At 72.8% G+C, this 24,389-nt stretch carries 21 protein-coding genes and 1 tRNA gene; 10 read left to right on the top strand and 12 right to left on the bottom strand.

From position 1 onward, the window contains the following. Positions 1–45 precede the first annotated feature (45 nt). Positions 46–843: an SDR family NAD(P)-dependent oxidoreductase gene (locus STRNI_RS32860; RefSeq protein WP_018087799.1), complete on the bottom strand. Its 798-nt coding sequence runs from the start codon at positions 841–843 to the stop codon at positions 46–48. Then, on the bottom strand, positions 840–2,183 hold the full coding sequence (locus STRNI_RS32855; RefSeq protein ID WP_277412537.1) for an enolase C-terminal domain-like protein: 1,344 nt from the start codon (positions 2,181–2,183) through the stop codon (positions 840–842). The genes STRNI_RS32860 and STRNI_RS32855 overlap by 4 nt, the downstream gene beginning before the upstream one ends. Positions 2,184–2,444: 261 nt before the next feature. Between STRNI_RS32855 and STRNI_RS32850 the strand changes: the two genes are divergently transcribed. After that, positions 2,445–3,563 (top strand): PAC2 family protein, encoded by a 1,119-nt coding sequence (locus tag STRNI_RS32850; protein ID WP_274734693.1) that lies wholly within the window; start codon positions 2,445–2,447, stop codon positions 3,561–3,563. Positions 3,564–3,731: 168 nt separating this feature from the next. On the opposite strand, the gene mshC is transcribed toward STRNI_RS32850, so the two are convergent. From mshC to STRNI_RS32830, 4 genes are all read right to left on the bottom strand, one after another. Then, entirely contained in the window at positions 3,732–4,961 is a 1,230-nt protein-coding gene (mshC, locus tag STRNI_RS32845) for a cysteine--1-D-myo-inosityl 2-amino-2-deoxy-alpha-D-glucopyranoside ligase (RefSeq protein WP_159490027.1), read from the bottom strand. A gap of 166 nt (positions 4,962–5,127) precedes the next feature. After that, entirely contained in the window at positions 5,128–6,012 is an 885-nt protein-coding gene (locus STRNI_RS32840; RefSeq protein ID WP_381684419.1) for an SCO1664 family protein, read from the bottom strand. 5 nt (positions 6,013–6,017) lie between these two features. Next, positions 6,018–6,608 (bottom strand): DUF3090 domain-containing protein, encoded by a 591-nt coding sequence (locus STRNI_RS32835; RefSeq protein WP_078518492.1) that lies wholly within the window; start codon positions 6,606–6,608, stop codon positions 6,018–6,020. Positions 6,609–6,728: 120 nt separating this feature from the next. Then, positions 6,729–7,427 carry a histidine phosphatase family protein gene (locus STRNI_RS32830; RefSeq protein WP_018087805.1) on the bottom strand — a complete coding sequence of 233 codons (699 nt, stop codon included), beginning with the start codon at positions 7,425–7,427 and terminating at the stop codon, positions 6,729–6,731. A gap of 67 nt (positions 7,428–7,494) precedes the next feature. On the opposite strand from STRNI_RS32830, the gene corA reads away from it, so the two are divergent. Further along, positions 7,495–8,481: a magnesium/cobalt transporter CorA gene (corA, locus tag STRNI_RS32825; protein WP_159490506.1), complete on the top strand. Its 987-nt coding sequence runs from the start codon at positions 7,495–7,497 to the stop codon at positions 8,479–8,481. Between the two features lie 34 nt (positions 8,482–8,515). Here the strand turns inward: corA and STRNI_RS32820 are convergent, their stop codons facing one another. Continuing rightward, entirely contained in the window at positions 8,516–9,304 is a 789-nt protein-coding gene (locus STRNI_RS32820; RefSeq protein WP_266450029.1) for a ferritin-like domain-containing protein, read from the bottom strand. A 267-nt stretch (positions 9,305–9,571) separates the two neighbouring features. Then, entirely contained in the window at positions 9,572–10,627 is a 1,056-nt protein-coding gene (locus tag STRNI_RS32815) for an LLM class F420-dependent oxidoreductase (RefSeq protein ID WP_274734696.1), read from the bottom strand. 127 nt (positions 10,628–10,754) lie between these two features. On the opposite strand from STRNI_RS32815, the gene STRNI_RS32810 reads away from it, so the two are divergent. Further along, on the top strand, positions 10,755–11,738 hold the full coding sequence (locus tag STRNI_RS32810) for an aldo/keto reductase (protein ID WP_026169306.1): 984 nt from the start codon (positions 10,755–10,757) through the stop codon (positions 11,736–11,738). Then, entirely contained in the window at positions 11,735–14,566 is a 2,832-nt protein-coding gene (locus tag STRNI_RS32805) for a helix-hairpin-helix domain-containing protein (RefSeq protein WP_277412535.1), read from the top strand. The genes STRNI_RS32810 and STRNI_RS32805 overlap by 4 nt, the downstream gene beginning before the upstream one ends. Positions 14,567–14,708: 142 nt before the next feature. Here the strand turns inward: STRNI_RS32805 and STRNI_RS32800 are convergent, their stop codons facing one another. Then, the gene (locus tag STRNI_RS32800; protein ID WP_018087811.1) at positions 14,709–15,383 is read right to left on the bottom strand and encodes a hypothetical protein; all 675 of its coding nucleotides are present in this window, start codon (positions 15,381–15,383) and stop codon (positions 14,709–14,711) included. Between the two features lie 47 nt (positions 15,384–15,430). Here STRNI_RS32800 and STRNI_RS32795 point away from each other — a divergent pair, with 47 nt between their 5' ends. Then, positions 15,431–15,619, top strand: a complete 189-nt coding sequence (locus STRNI_RS32795; RefSeq protein WP_006607658.1) for a DUF5703 family protein — start codon at positions 15,431–15,433, stop codon at positions 15,617–15,619. An 86-nt stretch (positions 15,620–15,705) separates the two neighbouring features. Here STRNI_RS32795 and STRNI_RS32790 read toward each other — a convergent pair whose 3' ends face one another. The 3 genes from STRNI_RS32790 to STRNI_RS32780 all read right to left on the bottom strand — a co-directional run bounded on the left by STRNI_RS32790 (position 15,706) and on the right by STRNI_RS32780 (position 18,368). Then, positions 15,706–16,494 (bottom strand): chaplin, encoded by a 789-nt coding sequence (locus STRNI_RS32790; protein ID WP_018087812.1) that lies wholly within the window; start codon positions 16,492–16,494, stop codon positions 15,706–15,708. Between the two features lie 172 nt (positions 16,495–16,666). Beyond that, positions 16,667–16,900, bottom strand: coding sequence for a chaplin (locus tag STRNI_RS32785; RefSeq protein WP_018087813.1), 234 nt, complete (start codon positions 16,898–16,900; stop codon positions 16,667–16,669). 142 nt (positions 16,901–17,042) lie between these two features. Continuing rightward, the gene (locus STRNI_RS32780) at positions 17,043–18,368 is read right to left on the bottom strand and encodes a M20/M25/M40 family metallo-hydrolase (protein WP_018087814.1); all 1,326 of its coding nucleotides are present in this window, start codon (positions 18,366–18,368) and stop codon (positions 17,043–17,045) included. A 307-nt stretch (positions 18,369–18,675) separates the two neighbouring features. Here STRNI_RS32780 and STRNI_RS32775 point away from each other — a divergent pair. The 5 genes from STRNI_RS32775 (at position 18,676) to STRNI_RS32755 (ending at position 24,386) form a co-directional block, all read left to right on the top strand. Next, a tRNA-Leu gene (locus STRNI_RS32775) sits at positions 18,676–18,760 on the top strand. Positions 18,761–18,915: 155 nt separating this feature from the next. Continuing rightward, the gene (locus tag STRNI_RS32770; RefSeq protein WP_262039505.1) at positions 18,916–19,857 is read left to right on the top strand and encodes a pseudouridine synthase; all 942 of its coding nucleotides are present in this window, start codon (positions 18,916–18,918) and stop codon (positions 19,855–19,857) included. Positions 19,858–19,932: 75 nt separating this feature from the next. After that, positions 19,933–20,337 (top strand): effector-associated constant component EACC1, encoded by a 405-nt coding sequence (locus STRNI_RS32765; protein WP_277412534.1) that lies wholly within the window; start codon positions 19,933–19,935, stop codon positions 20,335–20,337. 1 nt (position 20,338) lies between these two features. Further along, positions 20,339–21,838 (top strand): caspase, EACC1-associated type, encoded by a 1,500-nt coding sequence (locus STRNI_RS32760; RefSeq protein WP_274734698.1) that lies wholly within the window; start codon positions 20,339–20,341, stop codon positions 21,836–21,838. A gap of 16 nt (positions 21,839–21,854) precedes the next feature. After that, positions 21,855–24,386, top strand: coding sequence for a hypothetical protein (locus STRNI_RS32755; RefSeq protein WP_277412533.1), 2,532 nt, complete (start codon positions 21,855–21,857; stop codon positions 24,384–24,386). The last annotated feature ends 3 nt before the right edge of the window (positions 24,387–24,389 follow it).

The following is a 24,389-nucleotide window of genomic DNA, read 5'->3' as shown; positions in this document are numbered from 1 at the left end:
TGGTCGTGGTGTACGGACGGGCGAAGGGCGACCGGACGGCCCGGTTCACGTTGCGGGCCGCAGTCGTACCCCCTGCATCCCCCCGTCCACGGCGAGCGCCGTCCCGGTGATGCCGGAGGCGGACGGGGACGCCAACGAGGCGATGGCGGCGGCGACTTCGTCGGCGGTGACCATCCGGCCCATCGGCTGGCGGGCGTGGAGGGCGGCGCGTTCGGCGACCGGGTCGTCGGCGCGGTCCAGCAGCCGGCCGACCCACGGGGTGTCGGCGGTGCCCGGGTTGACGCAGTTGACGCGGATGCCCTCGCGGAGGTGGTCGGCGGCCATCGCGAGGGTCAGCGAGAGCACCGCGCCCTTGCTGGCGCCGTACAGCGCGCGCTGCGGCAGGCCCGCGGTGGCGGCGATGGAGCAGGTGTGGGTGATGGAGACCCGGCCAGGGGCGCCTGCGGCGGTGCGGCGCAGCGCCGGCAGCGCGGCGCGGGCGGTGCGCACCAGCCCCAGCACATTGACGTCCAGGACCCGGCTCCACTCCGCGTCGTCGTTGTCCTCGACGGTGCCGACGGCGCCGGTCCCGGCGTTGCCGACGAGGGTGTGCAGGGCGCCCAGCTCCCCCACCGCTTCGCCGACGGCGGCCCGTACGGCGGCGTCGGAGGTCACATCGGCCGTGACCGGGATCGCCCCGGCGGGCGCGCCGGCCGGGTCCCGGTCCAGGACGGCGACCCGCGCGCCGCGCGCCAGCAGCAGCGCGGCGGTGGCCGCCCCGATGCCGGAGCCGCCGCCGGTGACGAGGGCGGCCATCCCCTCGAAGTCGGCCGGGTGGCGGCCGGTCCGCGGTGCGTCGCTCATACGGTGACCTCCTGCTCGCCCCGGTGGTCGTGCGGCTGCTGACGGGCGCGCCACACGGGCCCGTCGGGAAAGCGGTGGGCGGCGACCGAACCGGGTTTCATCCGGGCCGAGAAGCCGGGCGCGGTCGGGGCGCGGTAGCGGCCGCGGTCGATGACGACGGGGTCGCTGAAGTGGTCGTGCAAATGGTCGACGTACTCGATGACCCGGTCCTCCCAACTCCCGGACACCGCCACGTAGTCGAACATCGCCAGATGCTGCACCAGCTCGCACAGCCCCACCCCGCCGGCGTGCGGGCACACCGGTACCCCGTACTTCGCGGCCAGCAGCAGGATCGCGAGGTTCTCGTTGACCCCGGCGACCCGCGCCGCGTCGATCTGTACGAAGTCCACGGCGCCGGCCTGCAACAGCTGCTTGAAGACCACCCGGTTGGCGACATGCTCTCCGGTGGCGACCTTGACGGGCTGTCCGGAGCGCACCGCGGCGTGCCCCAGGACGTCGTCCGGGCTGGTCGGCTCCTCGATCCAGTGCGGGGTCCAGGGCGCCAGCGCGGTCATCCAGCGGACCGCCTCGGCCACGTCCCAGCGCTGGTTGGCATCGACGGCGATCCGCACGCCGGGGCCGACCGCGTCCCTGGCCAGCCGCAGCCGCCGCTTGTCGTCGTCGAGGTCGGCGCCCACCTTGAGCTTGATCTGGCCGAAGCCGTCGGCCACCGCCTGCTTCGCCAGCCGCACCAGCTTGGTGTCGTCGTAGCCGAGCCAGCCGGGCGAGGTGGTGTACGCGGGGTAGCCCTCGGCCTTGAGGCGGGCGGCGCGTTCGGCGCGGCCGGGTTCGGCGGCGCGCAGGAGGGCCAGCGCCTCCTCGGGGGTCAGGGCGTCGGACAGATAGCGGAAGTCGACGAGCGAGACCAGTTCCTCGGGCGTCAGCGCGGCGAGGAACTCCCACACGGGCAGCCCCGCCCGGCCCGCGGCCAGGTCCCAGGCGGCGTTGACCAGTGCCCCGGCCGCCATCTGCATCACCCCTTTTTCGGGGCCGAGCCAGCGCAGCTGGGAGTCGTGGGTGAGGTCGTGGTGCAGGGCGGCGAGACCGGCGGCGGTGACGGGGGCGGCGCGGCCGACGACGTAGGGCGCGAGGGACCGGATCGCGGCGGCCATGACCTCGTTGCCGCGCCCGATGGTGAAGCAGAAGCCGTGCCCCTGCGGTCCGCTGCCGGTGCGCAGCACGACATAGGCGGCGGAGTAGTCGGGGTCCGGGTTCATGGCGTCCGAGCCGTCGAGCTGCTCCGAGGTGGGGAAGCGGACGTCGTGGACCTCGAGCTCGGTCACGGTGTCGGTCACGGCCATGCGCATGCCCCCTGGGATGTTGCGGAAGAACATCGGACCTTTCCCGGACATCCGATGTATAGACCCGCGTGTAAGACCGCGTCCAGACCCCGTACGGAAGTTGAGCCAATGAGCCTCGGAACAGGTCGGATGAATCGCTACCCCTCCCTGCAAAGGGGCTACGGACCGGCACCGCAGAAGCCGTAGTCTTGGGATCGCACGTAATGGAACTGCTGCCGGCGGCCGCCCCAGGCGGCCGCACCGGTCGGAAGGAGGCGCTGGGTGATCGAGCTCGAGGGGGTACCCGAGCTGATCGACCCGGTCATGGTGGCCGCGTTCGAAGGCTGGAACGACGCCGGCGACGCCGCCTCCGCCGCGGTCGCACATCTCGACCGGGAATGGAAGGGCGAGGTCTTCGCCGCGCTGGACGCGGAGGACTACTACGACTTCCAGGTGAACCGTCCCACCGTCTTCCTGGACGGCGGGGTACGCAAGATCACCTGGCCGACGACCCGCCTCTCCGTCGTCCGCGTCGGCGATACGAACGGCAAGGGCCGCAAGCGCGACCTCGTCCTGGTCCGCGGTATCGAGCCCAGCATGCGCTGGCGTTCGTTCTGCAACGAAATCCTCGGTTTCGCCCATGAGTTGGGTGTGGAGATGCTGGTGGTGCTGGGCTCGCTGCTCGGCGACACCCCGCACACCCGCCCGGTGCCGGTCAGCGGCGTCACCTCCGACGCGGATCTGGCCTCCCGGCTCGATCTGGAGGAGTCCCGCTACGAGGGCCCCACGGGCATCGTCGGCATCCTCCAGGAGGCGTGCACCCATGCCGGTGTCCCCGCGGTGAGCCTGTGGGCCGCGGTGCCGCACTATGTCTCCCAGCCGCCCAACCCGAAGGCCAGCCTCGCCCTGCTCAACCGCCTGGAGGACCTCCTCGACGTCCGTATCCCGCTGGGCGAGCTGACCGAGGACGCCCGCGCCTGGCAGCTGGGCGTGGACCAACTGGCGGCCGAGGACAGCGAGGTCGCCGAGTACGTCCAGTCGCTGGAGGAGGCGCGGGACACCGCGGACCTGCCGGAGGCGTCCGGAGAGGCCATCGCCCGCGAGTTCGAGCGCTATCTGCGCCGCCGCGACCCGCAGTCCGGTCCCGGTGTGGCGACGGAAGGCGGGCTCGCCGACGGCCGCGACAGCTCCTACCTCCGCGACACCACCAGCGGCCGCACCCGTCCGCCCCGCCCGGTGTCCAAGGAGCCCCGCGAGCCGAAGGCCGGCGAGGACTCGGCGACGGGCCCGAAGGACACGGCCAAGGGCAACGGCACCACCGAGACCCCGGACTCGTCGGGCGGCGCGGACTCCGCCGACTCCCCACGGCCGGAGGACGGCCCGGAGGGCAACGGAAGCTGAGACCGGGGACCACTCCCCGGCACGCCAGGGGCGCCGGACCGGCCAAGCGGCCGGTGCGGCGCCCCTGGCGTTTCCCTTGTGGAGCCCGTAAGTCCCGGGAAGCACAAGGAGAAGGGGCACTTCCGCCGGCCGGCGGAAGCGCCCCTGAAGGACGGAGATGACGGGTCGTTACAGGGCCACACCGAGCAGCGCGTCGACCGCGCGGGAGACCAGGCCGGGGGCGCCCTCGTCGGTGCCGCCCCCGTCCTGCTGCGCGGCGGCCCAGCGGTCCACGGCCGCGAGGGCGGCCGGGGAGTCCAGGTCGTCGGCGAGCGCCGTACGGATTTCCTCAAGGAGGGCGTCGGCGGACGGGCCGTCAGGACGGGAGACCGCGGCACGCCAGTGCGCCAGCCGCTCCACGGCCTCTTCCAGCACCGCGTCGGTCCACTCCCAGTCGGCGCGGTAGTGGTGCGCGAGCAGCGCCAGCCGGATCGCGGCCGGGTCGGTGCCGTCGCGCCGCACCGTGGAGACGAAGACGAGGTTGCCCTTGGACTTGGACATCTTCGCGCCGTTCAGGGCCACCATCCCGGCGTGCACATACGCCTTGGCGAACGGGTGCTCGCCGGTGAGCGCCTGGGCGTGCGAGGCGCCCATCTCGTGGTGCGGGAAGGCGAGGTCGGAGCCGCCGCCCTGGACATCGAAGCCCATACCGAGGTGGTCCAGCGCGATGGCGACACACTCGATGTGCCAGCCGGGCCGGCCGCGGCCCAGCGAGGCGCCGTCCCAGCTCGGCTCGCCCTCGCGGGCGGCCATCCACAGCATCGGGTCGAGCGGGTTCTTCTTGCCCTCGCGCTCCGGGTCGCCGCCGCGTTCGGCGGACAGCAGCCGCATCGCCTCGGCGTCCAGCCCGGAGACCTCGCCGAAGTGCGGGTCGGACTCGACGGAGAAGTAGATGTCACCGTCCAGCTCGTAGGCGGCGCCGGCGTCGCGCAGCCGCTCCACCAGCGGGACGATGCGAGGTATCGACTCGACGGCGCCTATGTAGTGGCGGGGCGGCAGCATCCGCAGGGCCGTCATGTCCTCGCGGAAGAGGGCCGTCTCGCGCTCGGCCAGCGCCGTCCAGTCGTCGCCGGTGGCCACGGCCCGCTCCAGGAGCGGATCGTCGACATCGGTGACGTTCTGCACGTAGTGCACTTGGTGCTTCGTGTCGAGCCACACGCGCTGAACCAGGTCGAACGCGTTGTAGGTCGCCGCGTGCCCCATGTGGGTGGCGTCGTACGGCGTGATGCCGCAGACGTAGATACGGGCGACGGGACCGGGGTCGAGGGTTACCCGTCCGCCGGTCGCGGTGTCGTGGATCCTCAGGTCGCGGCCCTGGCCAGGCAGGGCGGGGACCTCAGAAGCGGGCCATGCATGCATGCCTTGAGCGTAACCGGACGGATGTTCCGCATACGAACCGGACCGGAGGTCTGGCCGGAAAGGCGCTCTTGTGTTCGACGGATGAACGTGCAAGGGGGTACCGGCGATACGGCCGTATCTGGGCGGATCAGACGGGCGGATCAGACGGCCGGATCAGACGGGCGGATCAGACGGGCGGCCAGGGGATCGCCGGCCATTCACCGCTCGGCTCCGGGTGCCGGCCACTGCGCAGCAGCCCCGCCACCCGCGCCCGCAACGCCTCGGTCTCGGCGTCCGTGATCAGTTCGGCCAGTCGGGCGGCGAGCGGCCGGTCCTCCTCCAGCGCCCGCCGCAGGCCCCGCAGGACCTCCAGCGCCTCGTCGGTCAGCGGCTCCCCCGCCCACCCCCACAGCAGCGTACGCAGCTTGTCCTCGGCGTTGAACGTCACGCCGTGATCGATGGCGAAGAACTCTCCGTCGGCGCCGGGCAGCAGATGACCGCCCTTGCGGTCACCGTTGTTGATCACCGCGTCGAGCACCGCGAGCCGCCGCAGCCGCGGATGGTCGGCGTGCACCAGCAGCGCGGTGCGGCCCTCGCCGATCTGGGCGAGGCCGACGGCCTTCCAGCCGGGCCCCGGCTCCTCGTCCTCCACCAGCGCCAGCAGCTCGGGCACCTCGTCGCTGCTCTCCGGCGGATCGATCCACTCCTGGACCATCCCGGTGCCGTACGGGCCGTCCCGCAGCACCGTCGGGGGGATCAGGTCCCAGCCGCAGGCCCGGGAGATCTCGTACGCGGCGACCTCACGCTGGGCGAGCGTGCCGTCGGGGAAGTCCCACAGCGGGCGCTCGCCGGCGACGGGCTTGTAGACACAGGCGGCGCTGCGGCCGTCGAGGGCGACCGTGCAGTAGAGCACCGCGTTGGAGGCTTCCTGGATGCGGCCGCGGACGGTCAGCTCCCCTTCGGCGAGCAGGGCGTCCGTGGCGCCACCGGCGGGCTTCGGCGCGGCCGCCGGCAGGTCCTGCGGCCGGGCGGGGCCGGGCAGCGGCGCGGTGGGCTCTGCGGCGGACTCCATGGCGCTCAGGCGTCCCGCCGGTATCCGTTCTGGCGCGGGCATACGTGTCCCTCCGGGTCGAGCGGCAAGCTGCACAGGGGGCACGGCGGGCGGCCGGCGTTGACGACCTCCAGCGCCCGCTTGGCGAACGCCCTGGCCATGGTTCCGGTGAGGCGCACCCGGAGCATCGGCGGGCCGTTCTCGTCGTCCTGGAGCAGCCGCTCCTCGGCGTCGGCGAGGTCCTCTTCGCTGTCCGCGTCCAGCTCGACCAGGGCCTGCGCCTCGACGATCATCCGCTCGTCCTCGCCGTCCCAGGCGAGCGCCATCGTGCCGACCCGGAACTCCTCCTCGACCGGCGATTCCAGCGGTGCGGTGTCGCTCAGCTCGGCGGGCGAGACGGCGGGCACCGGGGCGTTGCCGCCGCTGCGCCGTACGACCTCGTCCAGCAGCTCGTCGATCCGCTCGGCGAGGGCGGCGACCTGGGTCTTCTCCAGGGCGACGCTGGTGGTGCGGCCGGCCGCGGTGGCCTGGAGGTAGAAGCTACGGCGGCCAGGCAGCCCGACCGTACCGGCCACAAAGCGGTCCGGCGCGTCGTAGAAGAACACCTGACGGGACAACGTCCTGCTCCGATTGCTCGACTGCGGGGTCACTGCGGTCGCTGCACGTCCTGCGGTCACTGCGCGGATCGCAGGGGCGTGGCGGGCAGCGCCGTCGCACCACCCTACTGCGCCGACTGATCACGCTGCTCCCGCACCACCGCCGACTGCCGCGTCCCGCTCGGCCGCCGCGGCGCCGCCCTCCGCCCGCGGTGCGAGCGATCCGAAGTCACCGGTGTCCCCGAGCCGGACGAGGTAGGGGCGCAGCCGGGTGTAGCGGATCGCGGTGACGGAACAGGGCTCGACGGAGATCCGCTGGAAGAGGTCGAGGTGCATGCCCAGCGCGTCGGCGACCAGGGATTTGATGATGTCGCCGTGCGAGCACATGGCGTAGGTCGCCTCGGGGCCGTGTGCCTCCTCGATCCGGGCGTTCCAGTCGCGTACCGCGTCCACCGCGCGGGCCTGCATCGCGCGCATCGACTCACCGCCGGGGAAGGCGGCCGCGGACGGGTGCTGCTGGACGATCTCCATCAGCGGCTCGTCGCTCAGTTCGGCGAGTTTCCGGCCCGACCACTCGCCGTAGTCGCATTCGCTGATCCGGTTCTCGATGTGCAGCGTGAGCCACGGCCGGGCGTCCAGCAGCGGCGCCACGGTCTCCCGGCAGCGCTGCAGCGGGCTGGAGACGACGGCGGTCAGCGGCACCTGCGCCAGCCGTGCGGGCAGCGCGGCGGACTGGGCGGCGCCGCGCTCGTCGAGAGCGACTCCGGGCGCCCGCCCGGCGAGCACCCCGGCGGTATTGGCGGTGGAGCGGCCGTGCCGCACCAGGATCAGCGTGGGCATGGCCGCCACCCTACGTTCCCCGTACGCCTTCCTGGCAGGTGGCCGGGCAACGCGCGAGAATGCCGGTGTGATCGTCGACAGCGCCATCTACCGGGAGGGCCGTCGCACCGAGTGCGCGACGGACTTCTCCCACGCCCTGGAGGAGGCGCGGGCCGAGGGGCACTCCTTCCTGTGGCTGGGGATGTACGAGCCGACGGAGGAGGAGTTCGCGCGCGTCCGGTCCGAATTCGCGCTGCACCCGCTGGCCGTCGAGGACGCGCTCAAGGCGCATCAGCGGCCCAAGCTGGAGGTCTACGACGACTCGCTGTTCATGGTGCTGAAGCCGGTCACCTATGACGACCGGGCCGACACGGTGACCGCTTCGGAGCTGATGGTCTTCGTGGGTGACGCGTTCGTCGTCACCGTCCGGCACGGGGAGGCCAGCCCCCTGGCGGCGGTGCGCCACCGGCTGGAGGAGCACCCGGAGATCCTGCGGCACGGTCCGGGGGCGGTGCTGTACGCCGTCAGTGACGCGGTGGTCGACCACTACATCGAGGTGGCCGCCGAACTCCAGCTGGACCTGGAGGAGTTGGAGGCGGAGGTATTCGCTCCGGTACGCGGCAAGGACACGAAGAACACCGCCGCCGAGATCTATGCGTTCAAGCGCGAGGTGCTCGAATTCCGCCGGGCGACCGGTCCGTTGGTGGAGCCGATGACCCGTCTGCAGAACCCCGGGGTGCCGTTCGTGCACGCGCACGCCCGGCCGTTCTTCCGCGATGTCGACGACCACCTCACCCGTGCCAACGAGTCGGTGGAGGGCCTGGACCGGCTGTTGTCGGACATTCTCTCCGCCCACCTCGCGCAGATGGGCGTGCGGCAGAACGACGACATGCGCAAGATCTCGGCCTGGGCGGCGCTGGCGGCGGTCCCCACTCTGATCGCCGGCATCTACGGCATGAACTTCGACCACATGCCGGAACTGAAGTGGAACCTGGGGTATCCGGTGATCCTGGGGGTGATGGTCATCATCGAGGTGTCGCTGTACCGGCTGTTCAAGCGCCGCGGCTGGCTGTGACACCGGGGTCCGGCGGGCCGTGGGCCCGGTCAGCTCAGGCGAACTCCGGCGCGGAGGTGGCCGGTCCGCCCAGTGCGTTCCGCCGCTCGGGCATCCGGAGGCTGACCATCCGCCGCCAGCCGGCCAGCCGCTCATAGGCGTACACCGCCCGGATCCCGGCGGCGAGCACGACGGATTTCACCGCCGGCCACTTCAGGATGCGGCCCATGTGGGCCATCACCGCCAGGCTGACGTCCCGATAGACGACGATCTCGGCATGGGCGCACTCCCGCAGGATCCGCTGGATGGTGCGGCCGTGCCCGGCACGGGCCAGCCGCAGCAGCTCCTCGTGGCAGTACGCGAGGTGGTTGTCCTCGTCGTGGGAGATCATCCGGACCGCCTTGCCCAGCTCGGGGTGGTCGCCGAAGTGTCTGGTGAGCAGCACCATCTGGCCGGCGGCGCGCTCTTCGGTGACCCGGCTGTGGGCGAGGTAGGTGATGATGTCGAGCTCGGTGAGCGGCTCGTCGCGGCGCAGCTTGTCGTGCGCCAGGCCGATGCCCCGCCGTTCCAGCAGCGCGGTGTAGTCGGTCTCCACCGGGACCTCGGCCGGCGTCAGTCCGCGCTTGTGCATCAGGGCCTGGAAGATCCGGCCGTGTTTGTCCTCGTCGGCGCCGTGCCGGGCGACCTTGGGCGCCAGCTCACGCATGGACGCGGGCAGCAGCGCGGCGATCCGGCCGTTCTCCCAGCCGCCCTGGGCCTCGCCGCTGGCGGCGATGGAACAGAACAGGCGGAAGGAGTCGTCGTTGCCGATGATCTCCTGGAACAGGCTTCGGGCCGAGAGCATCTATGCCACCTCCGAACGGACACACCCGTGAGGAAAGTCAATTGGGGTGTCCGGTGGGCGGCAACCGGAGCGGCGGTCCGTTCGGCCGTTCGGGGGAGGTGTGTCCCCGCTGCGGGCGTAACCAGCGTGCCCGTGGCGGCGTTGTGCTGCCTGACGGCCGTGGTGGGGAAGACCCCCCGAGCCCCCACCACGGCCGCGGGGCTCCACCGGCCGGCGCTCCGGGCGCCGGCCGGGTGCGGGCGGACGGGCCCGGCGCCCCGTAGGGCGTTACGCCAGACCGGCACGCTCCAGGGCCTCGGTACCGGCCCGCAGCGACGCCAGCCGGTCCTCCAGGGAGAAGCCCGCCGGGGCCAGCGTCAGCGTGGTCACCCCGGCCGCCGCGTAGGCCTGCATCCGCTCGGCGATCCGCTCGACGGAGCCGAGCAGCGTGGTCTGGTCGATCAGCTGCTCCGGGATCGCGGCGGCGGCGCCTTCCTTGTCGCCGGACAGGTACTTCTCCTGGATCTCGGCGGCTTCCTTGCCGTAGCCCATGCGCTGTGCGAGCTGGTTGTAGAAGTTCTGCTTGGGGCTGCCCATCCCGCCGACGTAGAGCGCGGTGTATGGACGGAACATGTCGGCCAGCGCGCTGACGTCCTTGTCCGCGCCGACGGCCAGCGGCAGCGTCGGACAGATGTCGAAGCCGTCCAGGGTCTTGCCCGCCTTCTCGCGGCCGGCCCGGAGGTGCGAGATCGCGGTCTCCTCCAGGTGGTCGGCCGAGGGGAAGATCAGCAGCGCACCGTCGGCGATCTCACCGGTCTGCTGGAGGTTCTTGGGGCCGATCGCGGCGATGTAGAGCGGGATGTGCTCGCGCTGCGGGTGCACCGTGAGCTTCAGCGGCTTGCCCGGACCGCCCGGCAGCGGCAGCGTCCAGTGCTCACCCTCGTAGGACAGCCGCTCGCGCGACATCGCCTTGCGGACGATGTCCACGTACTCGCGGGTGCGCGCCAGCGGCTTGTCGAACTTGACGCCGTACCAGCCCTCGGACACCTGCGGCCCCGAGACGCCGAGGCCCAGCCGGAAGCGGCCCCCGGAGAGCGAGTCCAGGGTCGCGGCCGTCATCGCGGTCATCGCGGGCGTACGCGCCGGGATCTGGAAGATCGCCGAACCGATGTCGATCCGCTCGGTCTGAGCAGCGACCCAGGAGAGCACGGTGGCGGCGTCGGAGCCATAGGCCTCCGCGGCCCAGCAGACGGAGTAGCCGAGGCGGTCGGCCTCCTGTGCCACCGCGAGATTGTCGGAGTCCATCCCGGCGCCCCAGTAGCCGAGGTTGATGCCAAGCCTCATGCCGCTCCCCTTACCCATCAGTAACGTCGCTGTTCCGGGGACTGTAGCCCCCAGCCGCGCCGGCTGTCATCGCCGGGTTGTCCACAGGTCCCCTGATGCCGGCCCCGGCCCAGTAATCTCAAGGCCCATGGAGCAAAGGCACCTCGGCCGTACGGGCCTGCGTGTGACCCGCCTCGGGCTCGGCACCCTGAACTGGGCCCGTGACACGGACGAGCAGGAAGCCGCCGACCAGCTCAAGGCGTTCTGGGAGGCCGGCGGCAGCCTCGTGGACACCGCCGACATCTACGCCGACGGCGGCGCCGAATACCTCCTGGGCCGGCTGACGGAAGGGCTCGTTCCACGCGAGGACCTGGTGATCGCCACCAAGGCCGGCAGCGTCCTGGAGGCGGACCGCCGGGTCGACGGCTCCCGGCGCCATCTGCTCGCCGCCCTGGACGCCTCCCTGGAGCGGCTGGGCACCGACTACGTCGACCTGTGGCAGCTGCACGCCTTCGATCCGCACACACCGCTGGAGGAGACGCTGCAGGCCCTCGACCTCGCCGTCGCCAGCGGCCGGGCACGCTATGTGGGGCTGTCGAATTTCTCCGGCTGGCAGCTCGCCAAGGCCGGCACCTGGCAGCTCGCGGCGCCCGGGGTACGCAACCGTCTCGCGAGCACACAGATGGAGTACTCCCTCCTGCAGCGCGGCATCGAGCGGGAGGTGCTGCCCGCGGCGCTCGACCTGGGGATCGGCCTGCTGCCGTCGTCGCCGCTCGGCCGGGGCGTGCTGACCGGCAAGTACCGCCATGCGACACCGGCCGACTCCCGTGGCGCCTCGGACCATCTGGCGGCGTTCGTCGCGCCCTACCTCGACGAGACGGCGAGCCGGGTCGTCGAAGCGGTCACCACCGCCGCCGACGGACTGGCCGTCACCCCGCTCCAGGTCGCGCTCTCCTGGGTCCGCGACCGCCCCGGAGTGACCGCGCCGATTCTGGGCGCCCGCACAGCGCAGCAGCTCAGAGCCGCATTGTCAGTGGAGACCCTTAGTCTTCCTGACGAGATCCGCCGGGCGCTGGACGATGTATCGGCGCCGGTGCACCACTACCCCGATCACGACTGGAGCACGCTGTGAGTACCGACCGCCTCGCCGGCGAAACCCCGCCCGGGCAGGAGGCCGCGCCCGGCACCGCGGAGGCCCAGACGCCCGATGACGCGACGGCACCGGAAGACGCGGCCGCGCCCGGCGATGACGCGATGGTGAACGAAGGGGCGGAGGCCGAGGCACCCGGTGCGGAGGCCGGGGCTCCGGCTTCCGGTGCGGAGGCCGAGACCCCTGGTTCCGGCGCGGAGGCCGGCGCTCCGGCTGCCGGGGCGGAATCCGGGGCTTCCGATTCCGGCTCCGAATCCAGGGCTGCGGCTGATGGTTCGGAGGCCGAGATTCCGGCTCCCGGTGCGGATACCGGCGCTCCCCTTACCGGATCGGAAGCCGGGGCTCCGGCTGCCGGATCGGAATCCGACGCTACGGCCCGCGGTGCGGAGCCCGAGGCTCCGGCTGCCGGTGCGGAGGTCAAGGCTCCGGTTGCCGGTGGGGAGGTCAAGGCTCCGGTTGCCGGTGGGGAGGTCAAGGCATCGGCTGCCGGTGGGGAGGTCAAGGCTCCTGCCCCCGGTGCCCCGAAGGAGAGCCCGGCGTCCGGAGCGGCCAAGGCGACCGCGGATGCGCTGGCGGCGGCGGTGCGGGCCGTGGAAAGCGGTGAGCGCTCGGCCGCTTCGTTCTTCAACGATGCCCCCCGCCCCGCCAAGCCGGCCGCACCCGCCGCCCAGCCGGCCAAGGCCGCCCCGCAGGGCGGACCCGCGGGACCGGCCCCGGAGGTGGCCCGGCAGCGCACCGCTCAGGAGACCGGCGGCCCGGCCCGTCCGGGCGTCCCGGACGGCGGCGCCACGGCCCCTGCCGCGGCACCGCCCGCCACCGGTCCCGCCGCCGCTCCCCGCCCCGCCGTGCCCGCCGCCCCCGGGGTCGAGGGCGTACGGCAGGTCCTGGCGGCGGGCGGTGCCCCCGAGACGCTGGCCGAGCAGGCCGCGGAGGTGCTCGGCGAGCGGGCCGCCGAGGCGCTGCGCGAGGACCCCTGGCTGCTGCTCGGTGTGCCCGGGGTGCGCCCCGAGCAGGCCGACGGCTTTGCGCGGGCGCTGCTCGGCGCCGCCTGCGGGCCGGGCGACGAGCGGCGCGCACAGGCGCTGGTCGGCTGGCTGCTGGAACAGGCCGCGCTCGCGGGCCACTCCGCCCTGGAGGCCGCCGCGTTGCGCGCGGCCCTCGCCCAGCGCGCGGTGCCCGATCCCGATGACGCCCTGCAGTCCGCCATCGCGGACGGTGCGGTGCTGGTCTTCCAGGAGGCGATCGAGGAACCGGGCCGGGCGCGTCCGGCCACGGGCGACGACGAAGAGGAAGAGCAGCCGGTCCGGATCCTGCTCGGCCTGGACCGGTTCGCGATGGCCGAGGAGAGCGTCGCCGACGGTCTGGCACGGCTGCTCAACACCTTCGAAGCGGCGGCGGAGCCGCTGCAGGACACGGCGTCGGCCGAGGCCGGCGACGACACCACGGCCGAGGCGGAGCAGCCGGTGGCCGGCGACGGTACCGCGGCCGACGAGAGCGCCGCCGCCGCGGCCCCCGGCACCGACGCCCCCACCGACGACGCCCCGGCCCCCCGGCCCGTCCGTCCCTCCGCCGCCGCCTGGGAGGCCGCGGCGGCCGCCGCGCCGTCGCCGTCGGCCGCGGAGCTCATCCGTGCCGCCGCCCACAGCGGCCTGGTGGCCCACACCGGCGCCGAGGCGGCCCGCGCCGAACCGGCCGCGCTGATCGCCGCGGCCCGCTCACTGGGGCTGCGGGCCTTCGGCGCCACCCACACCGAGAACGGCCGCCGCCGCCTGGCCGCACACCTCACCGAGTGCGCGCCCGACGCCGCGGCCACCGGCTCCGCGGACCCCGCCACGGCAGCGGTGACCGTCTCGGGCCTGCTGTCCGGCCGCGAGGGCCCGGGACGGGACGCGGACGGCGCCCTCGCGCTCGATCTGCTGGTCGTGCTGGACGCCCCGCAGCTGGATCTGGAGACCGCCGCGCTGCTCGTCGAGTCGCTGACCGACGGGACCCGGCTGGTGCTCAGCGGCGATCCGGGCGTGCTGTGGTCCGCCGGTCCCGGCCGGCTGTTCGCCGATCTGCTCGCGGCCCGTTTCTGTCCGCAGGTCGCCTCCCGTACCCCGGACTTCGGCCCGATCGGTGAGCTGGTGTCGGGCATCGGCATCGGGGAGCTGAGCCAGGTCGAGGCGCCCGGCAAGGAAGTGGTGATCGTCCCGGTGCGGGATGCCGGCGAGGCGGTGCACCGCACCGTCCAGCTGGTCGCCGACTCCGTGCCCCGGGCGCTCGGTGTCCCCGCGGACCACACCCAGGTCATCACGGTCGGCCACGGCGGCGCGGCCGGCACCCGCGCGCTCAACGCCGCCCTCAAGGAACGGCTCAATCCCGGCCCCGGCCGGTTCGGCGGCTTCGACCCCGGCGACCGTGTGGCCTACGCCCCGGCACCCGGCCGCACGGTCCCCGGCACGGTCACAGGCGCGGACGCGGCCGGGCTGCATCTCGACTGTGAGGGATCCGCGGTCGTGGTGCCGCGCGAGCAGGTCGGCGCGGGAGCCGTACGCCACGGCTGGGCACTCACGGCCCATCAGGCGGCCGGCACCCGCTGGCCCGCCGCGGTGGTCGTGCTGCCCGGGGACGCCGTTGGCGGGCTGACCCGCGCCTGGGTCTACACGGCCTTCAGCCGCGGCGAGCGGCATCTGTCGGTCGTCCAGGGCGCCGACCAGGCGCTGGCCCGCGCGGTCGCCGAGGTGCCCGTCAAGGAGCGCACCACCCGGCTGCGCAGCCTGCTGCAGCAGAGCGTGCAGAGCGCCGAGGAGCCGTCGGCGGCCGGCTGAGCCCGTGGCCCGGCGCCCTCCGCACGGCCCGTATACGCCGCTGCCCCGGCCCGTCGCAGAAACAACCTGCTGACGGACCGGGGCAGCGGCGTACGGGCCAGGAGCCAGCGCCGGTGCGGCACACGGCATCCTGGCCCCGCCCTCACCGTTCGCGGTCGAGGGGCTCCATCAGGTCGTCCTCGCCCAGTTCCTCGTCGAAGACCGCGCTGACGTCGAAGCGGCACACCACCCGCTGGGGATCCGCCTGGTCGAACGGTGCGGACAGCCACTCCCCCGGCTCGGCCGGCTCGTCGGCGGCCGCCACCCACAGCGTGGAATCGCCCTCCTCCAGGCCGAACTCCTTGTGCCGGGAGGCGATCTCGTCCGGTTCGAACTCCCCGAAGAGCACACCGAGCGCCGCATGCACGCTGGTGCCGACGACCGCGGCGGCATCGGCGGCGGGCCCCGCCGCCTCGTCGGCGGCGTCCGGATCGAGATCGGCGATGCGCTGTGCCTGATGCAGCAGCCGCTGCGGTGCGGCGACGGTGTAGTCGCGCCGGATCAGCACGCTCAGCGCACTCGGCTCTTCCGGGCCCGCGTAAGCGGGCAGCGCCTCGTTTCCGGGGATCTCGAAGGGGGTGACCTCGTCGTAGGTGTCGTAGAGCAGCTCGTCATAGACCTCAGCCGCCGCGGCGAGCTCGTCGAACGCGGCGTACACGGCCGGATCATCCTGCCCCGAGCGGCGTTCGACCGCGTCGAGGTGACGGTCCAGCGCGGCTTTGACCGCCTCGGCGGCGGCACGTACCTCGGCAGCGGAAGGCTGCGCAGCATCAGACATAGTGCAGACGCTATCCGTACCGGGGCCGGTCCCGCACAATAGATGCGATGCCGGAATACGAATTCTGCGATGTGTATGTGCCACGGGGAGTCTCCCGGAAGGCTGCCACACGCCTGCTGACCGACCATGCCGAGTACGGACACTGGGAGTTGGACCGCCTGCGTCTGAACCCCGACGGGAGCCGTAAGGTGCGGCTGCGCCGCCGGATCATCCGCCAGCTCCGCGCCACGTGGTGAGCGCCACCGGGGTCTGAGCACAGCAGAGCGGGCCCCGTCTCGACGGGGCCCGCTCGGTGATCTGCCGGTGGGCTATCTGCTGCTGGTCACCGGCGGACGGCGCGCGCCTTGCGGTAGATCAAGGCGCCACCGAGCAGCAGCCCGGCGCTGGCCGGAACCGCGTAGCCGATCGACCCCGCACCGGTCTGCGCGAGGTGCCCGACGGGCTTGGAGGGCGTCACCTGCTGGCTGGGCCCCCCGGTCTGCGGCTTCGTACCCGGCTTGTGCGGGGTCTGCTGACCCGGCGTGCCCGGCTGGTGGGGCTTGCCGGGGTGGTGCGGCTTACCCGGGTGGTGCGGCTTGCTCGGCTCGTGCGGCTTACCCGGGTGGTGGGGCTTGCCGGGCTCGTGCGGCTTGCCCGGGTGGTGCGGCCTCGCCGGGGTCGTCGACGACCCGTTGGCGCAGTGGTTGCCGAAGGACGGGTTGAGCAGCCCGCCTCCCGAGACCTGGTTGCCGCAGGCGTTCACCGGTACGTCGACCGGAGCCTGGACATTGTTGCCCGACACGACACCGGGCGAGTTCGAGGTGCTGCCGGCGGCGCCGGAGCCCGTGTGCCCGCCCTGGTGGTGCTGACCACCGTGGTGCCTGCCACCGCCATCGTTGGCGCAGCGGTTGCCGAACGAGGGGTTCAGCAGCCCGACGACATTGACGGTGTTACCGCAGGCGTTCACCGGCACATGGACCGGTACCTGAACATTGTTGCCGGATCCCACGCCCGGCGAATGCGCCGCGCCTCCGGCGGCTCCCGCGTCGGCGTGTGCGTAGCCGGCGGCCATGGCGAGTACGCCACTGGCTGCGGCCGCGGTGATCAGGCCCTTTCGTGCGACCTGTCTCATAGGTTGTTCCCCTGCCTAGTGCCTTACAGGAATACGGACGAGTGGTGGTCTTCGGAAAGATCCACCCGCCCGCCGAAATACTCAGCGGCTCCGGATTGCATGGCACGCCTCCGGCGCCGAGCCGAGTCGGACCCTTACGGGTGTAAATACAACGCCAAAGGACGTCAGAAGGTCACTTGTTGACGCAGCCGGCACCGAAGGTGGGGTTCAGCAGCCCGATCACGGAGATCGTGTTGTTGCACGCGTTCACCGGGACCTGGACCGGAACCTGAATGGAGTTGCCGGACACCACACCCGGGGAGTTCTGGGCCGCACCCTGGGCACCCGAGTCGGCAACGGCCAGGCCCGCACCGGCGAGTACGACACCACCAGCGACTGCCGCAGCAGCGACGACCTTCTTGATCATTATTCCTCCTTGTAGCCAATACGATCCCAGCCGCGGACCGCACTGACTGCAACGAGGAAAATGCCGTTCAAGCTACGAACACATTGATGTGTTCACTCTTTTCAGCGAAGCCGGCGCGAAAGGCAGGAAATCCGCGCCGAATTCAGCTCTGTTCGATGAACCGATCGAGCACCCGCACCCCGAACTTCAGTCCGTCCACCGGCACTCGCTCATCCACACCGTGGAACATCCCTGCGAAATCCAGCTCCGGCGGCAGCTTCAGCGGGGCGAAGCCGAATCCGCGGATCCCGAGATCGTCGAAGGACTTGGCGTCCGTACCGGCGGAGAGCATGTACGGCACCGCCCGCGCGATGGGGTCCTCGGCCTGCAGCGCCGACTGCATGGCGTCGACCAGCGCACCGTCGAAGGTGGTCTCCAGCGCCTTGTCCGCATGGACGTCCTCGCGCTTGACCCGCGGGCCCAGGATCCGGTCCAGGTCGGCCAGGAACTCCTCCTCGTAGCCCGGCAGGAACCGGCCGTCGACATGCGCGGTGGCCTGACCCGGGATGACATTGACCTTGTAACCGGCACCCAGCTGCGTGGGGTTGGCGGTGTTCTTGAGCGAGGCGCCGATCAGCTTGGCGATGCCGCCGAGCTTCGCCAGCGTGGCGTCCATGTCCTCCGGGTCGAGCTCGGTGCCCAGTGCGTCCCCGAGCTGGTCGAGGAAGGACCGCAGGGTCTTCGTCACCCGCACCGGGAACTCGTGCCGGCCCAACCGCCCGACGGCCTCGGACAGTTCGGTGATGGCGTTGTCCTTGTGGATCATCGAACCGTGTCCGGCGCTGCCGTCCACGGTCAGCTTCATCCAGTGCATGCCCTTCTGGGCCGTCTCGATGAGATAGAGCCGCACCTGCTCGTTGACGGTGAAGGAGAAGCCGCCGACCTCGCTGATCGCCTCCGTGACCCCCTCGAAGAGGTGCGGATGGTGGTCGACGAGGTAGCGCGCGCCGTAGGTGCCGCCCGCCTCCTCGTCCGCGAGGAACGCCAGGACGATGTCGCGCGGGGGCTTGCGTCCGGTGCGCAGCCGGTCGCGGACGACCGCCAGCGTCATCGCGTCCATGTCCTTCATGTCGACCGCGCCGCGGCCCCAGAGGCAGCCGTCGGCGATCTCGCCGGAGAAGGGGTGGTGGGTCCAGTCGTCGGCGTTGGCCGGGACGACGTCGGTGTGGCCGTGGATCAGCAGCCCGGGCCGCGAGCGGTCCTCGCCCTCGATCCGGGCGACGGTCGAGGCGCGGCCCTTGTGGGACTCGAAGATCTGCGGCTCCAGGCCGACCTCGGCGAGCTTCTCCGCGACGTACTCGGCGGCGGCCCGCTCACCCGGGCCCGAGTGGTCGCCGTAGTTGCTGGTGTCCATCCTGATCAGGTCCCGGCACAGGTCGACCACCTCGTCCTCACCGGTGACCGTGCGCGGCGGCTGCGACTCACTCATGCCGGAACCTCGTTTCGCTCGGCTCCGCATTCGCGGGGCTCGCACCCTTCCCTGGTTCGCTCGCGGAGCTCGATCACAGTGCCTCCTCTGTGTTCACGGCCGCATGGTGCGCCCGGAGGAGCGCGGCCCGCGGCGGGGTCTCCTGCCATCCTCCACCCGTCGCCCGCTGGGCCCAAGGCCGCAATACTCCCGACATGCCCTGGTCACAGGCCCGCATCCGGCCACATGTGCGGGTGATCGACCACCCTCGGATGTTTGCTATTGTTTTCCACGTCGGAACGGCCCAGGCCGCACCGGCAGACACCTTGTCCGGGTGGCGGAATGGCAGACGCGCTAGCTTGAGGTGCTAGTGCCCTTTATCGGGCGTGGGGGTTCAAGTCCCCCCTCGGACACTTTGCTCATCAGAGCCCGCACCGGCCTCTCGGCCGGGGCGGGCTCTGATCGTTTTGCACCCCGGCCCGCGGCGGCCAGGCAGAACGCCGGGTCCGCGCCCGCTCGCTTCCCGTGCCGACTTGAGGCCACGGCCGGGCTGAGGTTCTCTTGCCGGGTGAGACGCAGATCCCCCCTTCCCCCCGCCCCGCTCCCCCAGCGTGACGGGATCGATCCCGTACGGGTGCGGCTGCCCGCCGATCCGGAGGGGGTGTGGGGCACGGTCCGGGACCATCTGGTCGACCGGTTCCAGGGGGCGATCGGGGCCGGACGGGTGGACGCCATGCTGGGCGCGGGGCGGTTCGTCGGGGCGGACGGGGCGCTGAGCGGGGGCGAGCCGTATGCGGCCGGGCGGTATGTGTGGTTCCACCGGGACTTCGCGCCGGAGGTGCCGGTGCCGTTCGAGGTGGGGATCGTCCACCGGGACGAGCGGATCGTGATCGCCGACAAACCGCACTTCCTCGCCACCACACCACGCGGGCGGCACATCACCGAGACCGCGCTGGCGCGGCTGCGGCGGGATCTCGGGCTGCCCGCGCTGCAGCCCGCGCACCGGCTCGACCGGCTGACCGCGGGGCTGGCGCTGTTCGTCGTACGGCCCGAGGACCGGGGCGCGTACCAGAACCTGTTCAGCGGACGGCGGGTGCGCAAGGAGTACGAGGCGGTGGCGCCGTACGACGGGGCGGTGGCACTGCCGGTGACCGTGCGCAGCCGGATCGTGAAGGAGCGCGGGGTGATGGCCGCGCGCGAGGAGGCCGGTGCGGCCAATGCGGAGAGCCGGATCGAGCTGGTCGAGCGGCGGGGCGGGCTCGGGCGGTACCGGCTGCTGCCCGCGACCGGCCGCACCCATCAGCTGCGGGTCCATATGAACGGCCTCGGGCTGCCGATCCTCCACGATCCGGTCTATCCGGTGGTCGGGGACCCGGCCCCGGACGACTTCACCGCGCCGCTGCAACTGCTCGCGAAGGTCCTGGAGTTCACCGATCCGGTGGACGGCCGCGCGCGGCGGTTCGAGAGCGGGCTGCGGCTGGCGGAGTGGGCCGACGGCCCGATCGCGTGATCGTGAGACCCGGGTCCCGGGCGCCGCTTATGCTGACCGCTCTGACGGGGTTCACGGACGGCGGCGGGGGCGGCGGTGCGGGTACGGATCGAGGTCGAGCGGGACTCGGAGGCCGGTGAGGGGGCGCAGTCACTGTTCACGTGGCTGAGCGCCGATCCCGAGGTGCGGGCCGGGGCCGGGCTGTCGCCGGTGCGGCGCGCGGCGGCGCCTGGGCCCATGGGGCCGGTGCTGGAGGCCATCGAGGCGGTGTTCGACAGCGGGGTGCAGCTGGCGTCGCTGGTGGTGGCGGTGGCGAGCTGGCGCAGCACCCGGCCGCGCCGCGACCGCGTACACCTCACCCGCGGGGATGTCCGGGTGACGGTCGACAGCGGGGACCCCGAGGCCGTCGCACGGGTGCTGCGGGCGCTCGGCGAGGGTGACGCCCCGGAGGCCGGGAGCGGCGGGGCGCCGACCGACCGGCCCAGCACGCGGGACCAGTGAGTTGGCGGGAGCGCTGTCCGACCCGTCCCGCTCGCGCGCCGTTCTGATCGGCACCCATGCCTATACGGAGCTGGACGACATTCCGGCGGTGGCGAACAACGTCGGCCGGCTGCGGGAGCTGTGCGGGGACCCGGCGGTCTGGGGGCTGGACGGCGAGCGGTGCACCGTACTGCGGCAGGCGTCGCGGGAGGCGATCCTGAAGGCGGTGGAGGACGCCACCGCCGGGGCGAGCGACACCGTGGTGGTGTACTACGCGGGTCACGGTCTGGTCGACCCGCATTCGGGAGAGCTCCACCTCGCACTGCCCTGGTCGCGCTCGGGCCCGTCGTACACGGCACTGCGGTACGAGGAGCTGCGGTCGGTCCTGCTCCACCCGTCGGGCGGGCGGCCCACGGCCCGGCGGAAAGTGGTGATTCTGGACTGCTGCTGGAGCGGTCTGGCGCTGGACGGCCTGATGCGGGGGCCGGATGTCGCGCCCGCGGTCGCCGTCGAGGGCGCCTGTGTGCTCACCGCCACCGCCGCGACGCGTCAGGCACTGGCCCCGCCGGGAGAGACGTACACCGCGTTCACCGGGGAGCTGATCCGTCTCGTCGAGGCCGGGGTGCCGGGGCGGTCCGATCCGCTGAGCATGTCGGCGCTCTTCGAGGAGCTGACCGCGGCGCTCACCGCGAAGTCCCGGCCGCTGCCGCAGCAGAGCACCCGTCAGACCGCTGGGGAGATCTGTCTGTTCCGCAATCGCGCCGGGGCGGCGGCCGCGCAACGGGTGGACGAGGACGCCGCGCCACGGGTTGCGGCGCGTACGACGGCCGAGGGGGCCGCGGCGTCGGGCGGCCGTGTGGCACCCCCGGCGCGGGTGCGGCGGCCGGACGGCGGGCCGGAGGCCGGCTGGCCGCAGCTGGTCCCGGTGGCGCTCACGGAGACGCTGACGGTGCGGCTGGGCCGGTATCCGGTGACCCATGCGCAGTTCCGTGCCTTCCTCCGCGATCCGGAGAACGGGCGCTGGCTCCCGGCGGCCGCGCGGGCGGCGGGCACGGACGTGGACGACAACTACCTGGAGGGCTGGAGCGGTCCGGACTGTCCTGCGGGGCGCGAGGACCACCCGGTGGTCGCGGTGAGCTTCTCCGCGGCCCGTGCCTACCTGGCCTGGGCGGGCCGACGGATGGGCGTACCGCTGCGGCTGCCGACCGCGGCGGAGTGGGCGCTGGCGGCGCGGGCCGGGCGGACCGGTGAGTGGTGGCGCGAGGACCTCGCGGCGGGCCGGGTCAACTTCCGCGGCAGTCATGGCGCGTTGACCCCGGTCGGGGAATTCCCACCGAACCCGTACAACATCGGCGATCTGCTCGGTAACGTCTGGGACATCTGCGTGGACGACAGGGGGGCGCCGGTGTTGCGCGGCGGGGCCTTCGACACCCCCGCGGCGCGGCTGCGGGAGCAACTGTCGCCACGGTCACCGGTCGAGTGCCGCGGGAACGTCGGATTCCGGTGCGCCGGCGACATGTGACGACGAGAGGAGACCCATGCGGGGGGACGCCGTCGACGAGGTGCTGCAGCGGTTGCCGTACAGCTGGACCGCGGACGAGGCCGAACGGGTCGGGCAGCGGTTCCGGGAGAGCCGGCCGGCCGTGCCGAAGCGCCTGGTGAAGAGGTTGTGGCAGTACTGGGTCCGGATGTCCCCGGACGAGCCGCTGTTCGGCAACGCCGAGGACGACCTCGCGCTGCTGCTGCACGCCAGGGCGCTGGGGCTGGAGGTCCCCGGCGGTGATCCCGGGCCGGAGGGCGGCCCGATCGCACAGTGCGCCCGGCGGGCCGTGGAGGCGGCGGAGTGCGGGCCGCTGTTCCCCGCGCCGCCCGCCTGGGGACCGAAGGCCGCGCTCGCGCCGCAGGTGCGCGCGGCGCTCCCCTCCTCGCTGCCGCGGGCGTGGGTGGCGGGGGACGAGCAGGGCCCGGTGGAAGTGCTGGTGGTCGGCGAGGGGATCCCGGAGATCCGGCAGCAGGTGGTGCAGGCGGCGCTGACGACCTGTCTGCGGGTCAACGGTCTGAGCGACCCGGACAGCGGGGACTTCGTCGGGGACCACATCGGCGTCGGGCTGATCCGGGTGACGGCCGGGCTGTCCGGCACCCAGGCCTCGCCCGACATCCCGTCGGTGTTCCGTGCACGGTCGGTGACGGTGGCGGACGGCGCGGCGTCGACGGCCCGCGGTGCGCTGCGCGACTTCGTCGGGCTGCTGCGGTCGCTGGCGGAGGAGACCGGCCTGGTGGAGGTCGTGGACATCGCGTACGCGGACCTGGTGACGTACGCCCAGGGGCTGCGGGCGCTGGCGGACCGGGCGGCGGGCGAGACGGACCGGGCCTTCCTCCGTGCCCCGCGCGCGGAGGACGGCGGGCCGGTGTCCCTTCAGCCGTATCTGCGGACGGTCAGGGGGCACGGGGCGAGCCTGGGGGTGGAGTTCAGCCCGGACCTGTTCACCACGGATGCCTATGTACGGGTCGAGCAGGCCCACCAGCGGGTGCTGTCGCAGCGGCTGACCATGGACGCACGGCTGCGCCTGGACCAGCTGAAGACGGAGATCGAGCAGCTCACCGCCGATCTGGAGGCCTTCAACCGGGCGAACACGGCGGAGCGGCGGGCGCTGTGGCCGGCGACGGTGCTGCTGGTGGAGCGGTTCGACGAGCCGACCGGCCGGACCATCCGGCTCACCGAGCCCGAGGAGCGGGAGACCGAGCAGTACTACAAGGTCAATGTGCCGCAGCTGATCTCGATGCGGGAGAAGTGGGCCCGCCGCATGGGCGAGCTGGTCGAGCAGCTGGAGACGGCGGTGCACCGGCCGCACGCACCGGCGCGGCAGGTGGCCGCCGGGCGGTTCCTCGACGCCGCCTTACGGGGCGTCGTCCCGGACGAGAGCCCCGCCACCGAACGGGCCTTCCGTGCCTGGTGCAAGGAGGTCGCGCCGATGCTCCGGTTCGAGTGGCGGTGCGCGCTGCGCCGGCACGGCATCGCACCGGAGGACGTGTTCACCCCGCACTCGGTGCTGATCAGCCGCTATCTGCCGCCGGCCGGCGAGGACCCTGCGCTGCTGTTCAGCCATCCGTACACGCTGGTGGACCCCGCCCGGTCCGCGGTGCTCGCCGACGCCGAGCGCGCCGTGCTGGTGGTGCGCGACGCCACCGACCACGCCGCGCCGGCCCCCGCCGGTGCCACCGGGCCGGCCGCTGAGGCGCTCTGGGACGACCTCGTCGAACTGGCCGAAAGGCCCCGGGTCGAGGAGGAGTTCAGCCGCCGGTTCCTGGAGGCGCTGCGGGCGCAGCCGGAGGGGATCGCCCGCCGCATGATCGAGGCCCTCCAGCCGGCCGGGCCCGCCGCCGGCGAGGAGGACGCGATCGAGGTGGCGCTGCGGACCGCCGAGCGGCACACCTCGCTCGGCGAGGGGATGGACCGGGCGCTGACAGCGATGCGCAACGAGGCGTTCCTCACCGCCCGGGAGTGCCTGGACGGCATCCACACCGCACCGCAGTGGCAGGCCCGCGTCTGGCTGCTGCGGGCGATCGTGGAGTGCCGCGCCGCCCGGCTGGAGTCCCGTGAGATCCCCGGTCTGCTCGGGCATCAGATGCCCGGAACTCCCGATGCCGCGCTGCGGGCCCTGGACGAAGCGGGCAGCGCGGACGAGGAGTTCACCCGGGCCTGGCTGGAGACCCTGCCGGAGGCCGGTCTCGACAAGGGCATCCGGCGGCTGTTCCAGGGCCTGCCACGGGCGCGGGCGAGCTGCAAGGGGGATCAGCTGAACAAGGTGAGCCCCGAGCGGGAGTACGCGGTGTGGCTCTTCCGGCGCGCGGTGGAGAACGCCCGGCTGGCCCGGCAGCTGGACGAGGCGGGAGAGGAGCTGGCCGAGCACCAGGAAGCCGTCGACGCGGCGCTGGCCAAGCTGGGCCGGGCGCTGGAGGAGATTCTGCTGGGGCCGTACGTCGGGGGTTCGCGTGGTGCGGCCGAGGAGCTCTTCGAGGTCCTCTCCGGGCAGGAACCGCCGCGTTACGGCCGGGTGGCGGGGAGGTAGGGC

Source organism: Streptomyces nigrescens (assembly GCF_027626975.1).
In the GTDB taxonomy this organism is placed as follows: domain Bacteria; phylum Actinomycetota; class Actinomycetes; order Streptomycetales; family Streptomycetaceae; genus Streptomyces; species Streptomyces nigrescens.
Note: the sequence above shows the minus strand (reverse complement) of the source record. Positions and strands in the feature narration are given on the sequence as shown.